The following is an 8523-nucleotide window of genomic DNA, read 5'->3' on the forward strand; positions in this document are numbered from 1 at the left end:
AACTGTTGATAACAGGACGTTCCAAACTTGTGTCATTACAACACGTCTTAAATTCCTGCTTATGCAGGCTGGCTATGTTATTCGATTCTAGAAGCAAAGTTGCACTATTCTAGTTAAATATGTCAATTGGCAATAGCAGTGACGATCGCTGAATCTCCCCATCTGAGAAGAAGATGGCTTCTGATGTCACTATTTACCTTGGAATTGATCTTGATTTTGTTGCCAACGTCGGGCAACAAAATTTTAATTCTTCATCTTCAGAGGTACACTTTGCCAAAGTAGATAAGCTTTTTAGGGCATCTATGACCCCGCCAAATGAACTTACTCTCAACCCAGTTTCGAGCCTAGCTCAGCCACTCACCGCCAAACTGGGAACAGTTGCACCTGATCAGCAGCGAGTGCAGAATTATGCTGCGAAGTTAAAGACAGGTAAATCATTTCTAAACCTTGTGCTGGTTCACGTAGCAACCGGGATTAATCAATTTAGATTGCATTTGGCACAGTCCCTTCGAAAGAACAATGCAAATTTTATTAATTTGTATGACGAAACTGAAAAACTGGGTGCCCTACAAAAGCAGACGATGCTGCGCCTAGAACGGCGGTTTCGGTCAGTGCTAAAGACAGATGCATTTTGGGAACAGACTGCAACCTGGATTCTGGTTCGATTAGAACAATGGCGACAGGAAGGATTAATGCCACCAGATTGCTCGGTTGTGGGAATGTTATCGCTCGAAACGGGGGCTGATTTGACCGACAGCGATGAATGGCGCGAGTCTTTAGTAACCAGTGCTTGTGCCTTTCACACCGCAAGTCAGTGGCTACGACATCTGGATTTGTCAGGGCATACAGCTGCTGAGATCGATAAACTCCTAGGAATCAAATCTCACGATGATGCAGCGACTCGTGAACCTTTGTTCCAAGATACTGAAGTCGAACGAGTTGCGACAGGCTACCCGATCCTCACAGGTGCTCAGGCTCTTATCAACTCACAGTGGGAGGATGGGGAGTATCCATACTGGAAGAAGCTAGTAGGGGAGGGCTTTATTCAGCACCAGATTGTGCGTCAGAGCTCTTCTAATCAGGAGATTGAGCTAGTTCCCCGCCAGGCTGCCTGGGAGATTATTCAGCAATTTGGTCCTGAAGCAGCGTATGTCTTTCTCATCTTCTCCTCCTATGCGACCGATTCGGAAGAGCCTTGGGCAGAGCAAATTCGGCTAAGGGGCACTGATTTAATTCGGCTTTTCGGCTGGGATAAGCGCACAGACATTACAATCGCGCAGAAGCTTAAGAAGATTGGGCATTTAGTGGAGCTAGTTTGTAGCCTTTCTGTTCTCGTTAGCAATATCAACATTGGCACAAAACGATATAACGTTGAGCGGGGTGCGATGTGGAATCTAGAAGGGTTAGGCTATTCAGGTCAACTGTCACTGACGATGGATGCGAATCAGCCGAATTCTCCAGCTTATGAAGCAGGTGAGCCTGATGAATTGTTTATCAAGGTTCGCCCTGGCGTTTGGACGGAGAAGTTTTTGAACGCAAGCGATGGCAGTGCGAAAGAAGCTCTCTTTCAATATGGTTATCTAGCAAAGAGTACTTTGCAAATTAATCCCTACCGCCAGCGGCTCGCATCAAAGCTCGCAATCTTTCTGACCATCATGAGCCGCATTCGAGATGATGGACGCTACGAAGTACAGACGCTCCTAGAGCGACTAGAGCCAAAGGATCTTCTGAAGACTATCAAAGCCGATCGCACTCGCCGCGTTAAACTGATCAACCAGTGGGACAGTGCTTTGCTGACTCTCAAGGAATTAGGCTGGGAGATTAATTTTGACCCGGTGACTTACCCGGAAAGCATTAGACCTGCTTGGGCATTGCCTGATGATGTAGATTCTAGCTATCGTCCTCGCAGCTGGCTGGCAATTTGGCTGAAAGCGATCGTGATTATCAAGCCCTCAATCAAAATTCAGGAGAAACTTGGAGCACACGCGCCAGTTGTGAACAAGCCTGCTCGCATGACTGCCCAACCGCCTTCCCTAACGGGTGAAGTCATTCAGGCAGCACTGGATGCAAAGGGAATGAACAAAGCTCAATTAGCTGACGCTTTACAGGTTGATCGCTCGTTGGTAACCCGTTGGCTAAAAGGACAACGGACGATCCAGCCCAAGCATCAAATTCAAATCAAGGCATTACTAGGAGATCTAGACGGACTATCTGGCTAGATCTCCTAGTAATGCCACGAGTAACGTTTAAGATTAATCCTGAGAAGTTGAAGGCAAGCGGAACTTAATTTGACTAAAAATGAATGCCTAGTCAAATTAACTTTGATATCGAGTGCGACAGGGATGATCTTCCCAGCGAAAAGTGGTATCTTTTAGGTGCAGGTCAGAAGTACATTCCTATGCAGATTAAGGTTAGGGAGGTAGCTGAGATCTGGGAAATTAAGACGTTGAGGGAGTTTCTTCAACATCTTGATGTTTCGCTTGACTATCATTGCTCTGGAGATACAACTTGGTATTCCCGAAACTTTTGGGAATGTCAAGGCGGTAGTGTTCTAGACCTGTGGAATCCCCTAAATGGGGAGCCCGAATTCATAGCGGTTGATAAACAGCCCGATGACAATATCATGCATCCACTCCGACTTCGAAAAACAAATCGTCTTGCGTGCCAATCGCTTGATCCGAGTTCGTAACGTTAGATGTTTCCGTTCAATCTTCTGGGTGTAATGCTTACCGACCTCATGCTGGTCTTCATCCAGCAACCGAGCATAGCCGCCCCAACCATCCGTATAAAACTGCTCAATGCCAAAAGGCGTCAACAACTGCATCAACGACTTTAATGCTGCATCCGTGTGGTCAGCCAACACGTAAGCCAGCACTTTACCACTCGCGTGATCAATTGCATGCCATAACCACCGTTGCTGGTTTTTCTTGCCCACAAAGCTCCACATCTCATCCATCTCTGCCTCATCCGCTCGCTGCAGGAGGACTTCGACCGTTTCAGGTTCGGACAACTGTTCCAGCAACGGTTGGTTCACTGACTTCAGGAGACGAGACTTTTTTTAATTCTTCAATGACTGTTGTGGGGCTAATTCCCAACACCCGAGCGGTGTCTCTGATGCCACTGCCGTTGACTGCCATGTCTGCAATTTGTTGTTTGACTTCGGGTAAGTAGCCCCGGTAGGAGTAGTGCTGGATAAAGGTGCTGCGGGAGCATTGAGGATTGCGGCACTTGTAGCGTTGTTTTCCCTCAGAGGATTTACCATGTTTAACCACATTAGAACTGTGACAAGCAGGACAAAGAATGGGTTCTAGAACCATAGCAGTGTTTAGGGGTAGACATAACTCCATTCTCTCTTCCTTCCACAGGTCTAGAACATCACCAACGAGGGCACTTACCTTTATTACTCAGGAAACTGCCTTTTACCTGAAGGAAAATTGCGGCAGTTTTACCTCCAGGATGATTCATCAGCAACAATCACAGAGATCGTTCTCAAGTTGAAGCAACAAACTTTTTCTCTCGCAGTTTGAGGCGACAAGTCAGTTCCACATCAAGTTCATACCGATCCGTCAAATCCCTTCGCTGTAATGCGTTCTCAACGGCTCGCTGGGCACAGGTAATTTGCTCATACCGTTTTTGTTGTGAAACACTACCTGCATGAAGCCGATAGGCATAAAGCGGGTGTTGCAGGTGATAAATGTCTGCTACCTCAGATAATCTCAGGCATAAATCATAGTCCTGGGCACAGGGGAAAGATAAATCAATCCCTCCCACTTGCTCAAAAACTGAGCGCCTGAGCAGGCGGAAGTGGAAGGTCATGAAGTTCGTCAACAATCGCTCTTTGGAATAGGGAATCTGACAACGCCGCCCTAACCCTAAAATCTGGTTCTTTTCATCAATTTCCAGATAGTTGGTGTAAACCATGCCAACACTCGGCTGAGTGTCAAGAACGGCGGCTGTCGCTTCTAATGCTTGGACTGCAAGCAAATCGTCACTGTCTACACAGCCGAAGTAGGTTCCCGTTGTTTGGGCAATCGCAGCTTTGAGTGAGGCGGTAAACCCTTGATGGGCAGCCTCAATGAGGCGAATTCGTTTGTCCTGTGCGGCGTAAAACTGGGCAATCTCGACTGAGCGATCCGTTGACCCATCATCCCAAATTAAGAACTCAAAATCCTGATGCGTTTGACTGAGAACGCTTTCGATCGCATCGGGCAGGTAGTGTTCACGGTTGTAAACGGTTAGAACAACAGAGATGGGAACGGGCATAGTAATAAGGCAGCTAATAATTACACAAATAATGTGGAGCCAACAGAGCAGGTTTTACAGGGGGAAAAGGTCTGCCGCGACTGCTGAAGCCGATGGCGCAACTGTTGCATGGATTCACTGCTCCAGATCTCTCGGATTGTCTGAGTGTGAGCATTGCCAAGCGTCAGCCATCCCTGGGCATCAAAGGGGCAAGGAGCTACACTTCCGTCTGCGTTAATCATCAAGCTGGCGTTGACGAAGTAGCAGGGATGGAATCCGCCTTTCAGCACTAATTGATCGCCTTGCCATGTATAACGACTGAGGTGCAAGTTTTGGGGGAGATAGGGATCGGGGTCAGCTTGCTGGGGCAGCATATCCAGGCTGACGGCTTTGAGGGCAAACTTAATGCCAAGCTGCTGGGCGAGTGCCCTTGCCTCTTCGATTTGATGTTCATTGTGCCGCATGACAATAAATTGCCAGACGATCTCTAGGTGGGCAGGACGTTGTTTCAGCAGTAAAGCAAGTCCACGCAGCACTTTGTCAAAATCAACTCCGACTCGGTATCGGTTGAAGGTTTCAGCATCGATGCCGTCGATCGCTAAGAGCAGGGTATGCAGCCCAGAGTCGATGAGCTTCTGGATATTTTCCAGTTTGTAAAACACAAACCCGTTGGTACTGACGTGAGTCTGTGCGCCTCGGTCTGCAGCGTAGCGAAACATGGCAAAAATGTCTGGATGTAGGAAGGGTTCGCCATAGTTCCAGAAATAAACCAATCTCGGACGCACTTCGTCAATGATGCGTTTGTAGAGATGGAAGTCCAAGAATGCTTTATCACGGGAGAGCTGATTTGCTCCGGTGGGACAGAGCGGGCACTGAGCATTACAGGTATTGGTTGGCTCAAACCACAAATAGGTCGGAAGCGTTTCGCTGAGCATAGTGCAACTGACAAGGTGAATGAAGCTGAGCGAAGTAAATAGGGTGTCCTAGTTTACTTCGCTTCAGTAAGTGAACACTGAAAATTGTGAATTCTTGATTCCTTTCTAGTGCAATTTCTTGCTGAATGCCAATTTCACTAAACTACACGTACTTAAAGTAACTACTGTTCAGATTCAGGTTGTAATTACCTTTGACAAAAGCAATCGTATCTTCAGTTGTTTGAGCAATGGAATTTGAGATTGCGGTAACCATATTTTCAGGAGTCGCAGATAAATCTACGACTGCTCCGATCCCAAGTTGAGCAACCAAATCGGTGTAAGCACTCTTCACATCCTCACCGACAGCAAAGATGGGCACAATGCTAGCACTGCTTAGAGCTTCTCGAAGCTGAGCAATTGACACATAATCTTCATCGGAGTCAATCCACTTGCTGCCCTGGGAGTCAATCCGCTTGTCGCCATCGTTTGGTCTAATACCGTTAACTTCCGCAGCCAAATCGCCGGCTTGATGAAATAATGAATTTGTAGCGATTACCACAACACGAGCAGCATCATCTCGGAAGTTCCTTAACTTGAACGCATCAACATTTTTAGATATCGTAAACAGTGCATCAAGTTGTGCCCCTTTTCCATCCTCTATCTCTTTTTCCCCATAACCGTCTTCTGACCAGTCACTAGGGGAGTAAACGTCGAGCCACTCCATCTGAAGTTTTCTAAATTCAAAATCTGTTTCTAGGTTTGGAAAGAATGTGGAGTCAAACATCGAAGACGTCCAAGTTGAGGTACCAGACTCTACTCCAACTTGTTGGTAATCGTAAATTGGATATCCCTCATAAGGATTACCATACATATCTGTACCTCCCTCCACATAATCGACTATCACATCGTCATAGATGGGATAGCGATAACTGAACGTATATTTTCGATCAGTAAAGGTATGTAATCCAAAACGCATTGTTGGATTTGTTTGCGGAAGAGAGTCCAAAAGCTCAGGGACGAGTTGTTTGACTGAGGTTAATTTGTTTTTGAAGGCAGGGGCTACCTCTTGAAGCCATACAACGTCTAGGTCAAGCTTGCGGTTAATGTATGTGCCCTCATCATCTTCAAACACGCTATAGTCGGATGCTTTGCCTTTAAGCTGAATCTTGTCTCCTTCAGAAGGATCAAAGTCATAAACCTCAGCCATCGAAAAGGTTCTACCCGGAGAGTCTAGATAATAGACATGATTAGCATCACCGAGAGCAAAGGTGTCAGCCCCTTCACCACCAAGCAATCTATCCTTTTCTTCTAAGCCAGGAGGGATCGTACCAGGAACAAGATTATTGCCAACTTTGACCCCAACTAGCAAATCGTCACCGTCTCCACCACGCAGGTTATCGTTACCTATCCCACCGTAAAGTTCATCATTGCCCGCACCACCTCTGAGTCGATCATTTCCCTCGTCACCATACAGTTTGTCGGAATCGTTTCCGCCGTAAAGCCGATCATCGCCAAACTCGCCCCGCAGTTCGTCATTGCCTTGATTGCCTCGAAGAGTGTCATCACCTGCTTGTCCATTTAAGCGATCCGCTCCTTCACCACCATATAGAAAATCTGCGCCTCCGCCTCCATTGAGAACATCATCGCCTTCCTCCCCATGCATCCAATCTTGAGCAGCACCACCACGAAGAATATCGTTTCCTTTGCCCAAGAAATACTCAGTCGAGTTGCTTGCTGGATTAATGTCATTAATGACTCTGAATTTGTCGGTCAATCGCTCCTTAATCTGTAACTGTTGTCCACCTACTAGTTCAACGACTTGTAGGACATCTACGTCCTCAGTTCCGTAGAATCTGTAGTCGGCTGTTTTAGATGAATCCTGTAGTTTCCCGTAAAAGCCTAACGGCTTAACTTCTTCTCTACCTCCTCCTGTAGAGAATTCCGAAATTAAAACCCTGTCAAAAGCAACTAAGGGAGACATTAGGGCTGAAAAAGCACTTTGAACAAAGTCACTATCAAGCTCAGAATCATTCAAATTCAAAACATTGTCAGCTAGCTTTAGTTCTGGCTTCTGTGGATCAATCAAATTATTGAGCAACCGATAGACATCCCCATGTTGAGCGTCACCTTTAGCAACAATATTTTGGGAAGGTTCGTTGACATCAACTACAGGTATCCCAAAATCTACCAGAATAGCTTCATCTACTTTAGAAGAATATTCTAGACTTCCAGCCACAGTAGATCGTCCTACAAGCGACCTTGAGAATGAGGAAACATCTCTAAAGTCAAAATCATCTTCCCCAGGTTTGACCTTCTCTCCATTACTCCTGTACCAGTAGTAGCCTTCATCTCTGTATTCATCAGGAACAGCAAATCGAAGAGCAGTCCGATTTTGAAGGAAAGACCAGTCAGCCGCTGAATCAAGCACAGTAATGCTTTTCGTATCCCCCAACCCTTGCCCGTTCTTGAGTTCCCAAGCTATTTCACCGACAAGAAATGATCCAAGACTGTGCCCAATGAGATTAAGATCCGCAGGATTGATGCCCCAATCTTTCAATAAGCCCGCAACTGCTGTTGCAACAGGACCAACCCAGTTAGCAGCAACATAGTAGCCTCCATCTACCAGTCCATTTGCAATGCTTCCAACGGAAGCAGAACCCGAGCCAGAGGCTTCTGTCCAATTGATAGTTAAAACAATGTCGTTTGGATTTGCCTGCCTCAGGCTGTCTGCCAATTCTACAAAATTTTGATAATTAGCATTCCAGCCGTGAGTGACAATCCATACCTGCCGCCTCTCCTGAATCTGATCCCGCAATTGTTGAACATCAAAATCAGAATAACCAACGATCTGTACAAAGACATTGCGGCTACTCGGATCAACGCCAGCTGGTGGCTTTTGCTCATCGCCACCAGTAACTACCAGACTCTGCAAAAATGCTGTATCTATCATAAGTACTCCTGAAAATACACTAAGAATCTGATGAAAAAACCAAACGAGTAATCGCGCAAGAATTACTACTGAAGCTTAATTGGGCGACTGAGAGTTCATGTTAGGGATGTCTAAGATATGAACTGCTCCTGTAATAATTTCTTGCTTCTTTGCGAAAATCTCCCCTGCCGCAATTGTGTTATTCCAGACCGCGACGGAAGCAAATCCAGCTTCATTAGGAAAACTACGATTTGGCAACATTTTGACTTGTTGCGTCCACTGCCCCTTACTATCACATTCAAACAAATATACTGGGGCTTCCAAGCCTGCAAATAAACTGCTGTAGTTTTTTGCCAAAACAGCAACAACATTGCCTTTCAGCACAGTTCTAGTGCCAAATCCATACGGTGCTAGAAATCCTTTACGCGCTCCTTTTGG

General features: G+C 46.2%; 6 protein-coding genes. 1 reads left to right on the forward strand and 5 read right to left on the reverse strand.

Annotated elements, in window-relative coordinates; all coding sequences use genetic code 11:
* The first annotated feature begins 302 nt into the window (after positions 1–302).
* Positions 303–2219: a helix-turn-helix domain-containing protein gene (locus H6F80_RS28590; protein WP_190794906.1), complete on the forward strand. Its 1917-nt coding sequence runs from the start codon at positions 303–305 to the stop codon at positions 2217–2219.
* 350 nt (positions 2220–2569) lie between these two features.
* Here the strand turns inward: H6F80_RS28590 and H6F80_RS31510 are convergent.
* From H6F80_RS31510 to H6F80_RS28615, 5 genes are all read right to left on the reverse strand, one after another.
* Positions 2570–3317, reverse strand: a protein-coding gene (locus tag H6F80_RS31510; RefSeq protein ID WP_518523679.1) for an IS1 family transposase whose coding sequence is annotated in 2 segments (ribosomal slippage) — positions 2570–3058 and positions 3060–3317 — 747 coding nt in all. Because the reading frame shifts where the segments join, the coding sequence is not laid out codon by codon here.
* A gap of 172 nt (positions 3318–3489) precedes the next feature.
* A complete protein-coding gene (locus H6F80_RS28600) occupies positions 3490–4263 on the reverse strand; it encodes a glycosyltransferase (RefSeq protein WP_190794907.1) in 774 nt (257 codons plus the stop codon).
* 20 nt (positions 4264–4283) lie between these two features.
* Entirely contained in the window at positions 4284–5177 is an 894-nt protein-coding gene (locus H6F80_RS28605) for a radical SAM/SPASM domain-containing protein (protein WP_190794908.1), read from the reverse strand.
* Positions 5178–5319: 142 nt separating this feature from the next.
* Positions 5320–8106 carry a hypothetical protein gene (locus tag H6F80_RS28610; RefSeq protein ID WP_190794909.1) on the reverse strand — a complete coding sequence of 929 codons (2787 nt, stop codon included), beginning with the start codon at positions 8104–8106 and terminating at the stop codon, positions 5320–5322.
* 75 nt (positions 8107–8181) lie between these two features.
* On the reverse strand, positions 8182–8523 hold a 342-nt coding region (locus tag H6F80_RS28615; protein WP_206755128.1), incomplete at its 5' end, for a hypothetical protein.

Origin of the sequence: Leptolyngbya sp. FACHB-711 (assembly GCF_014695615.1) — a bacterium.
In the GTDB taxonomy this organism is placed as follows: domain Bacteria; phylum Cyanobacteriota; class Cyanobacteriia; order Elainellales; family Elainellaceae; genus Leptolyngbya_A.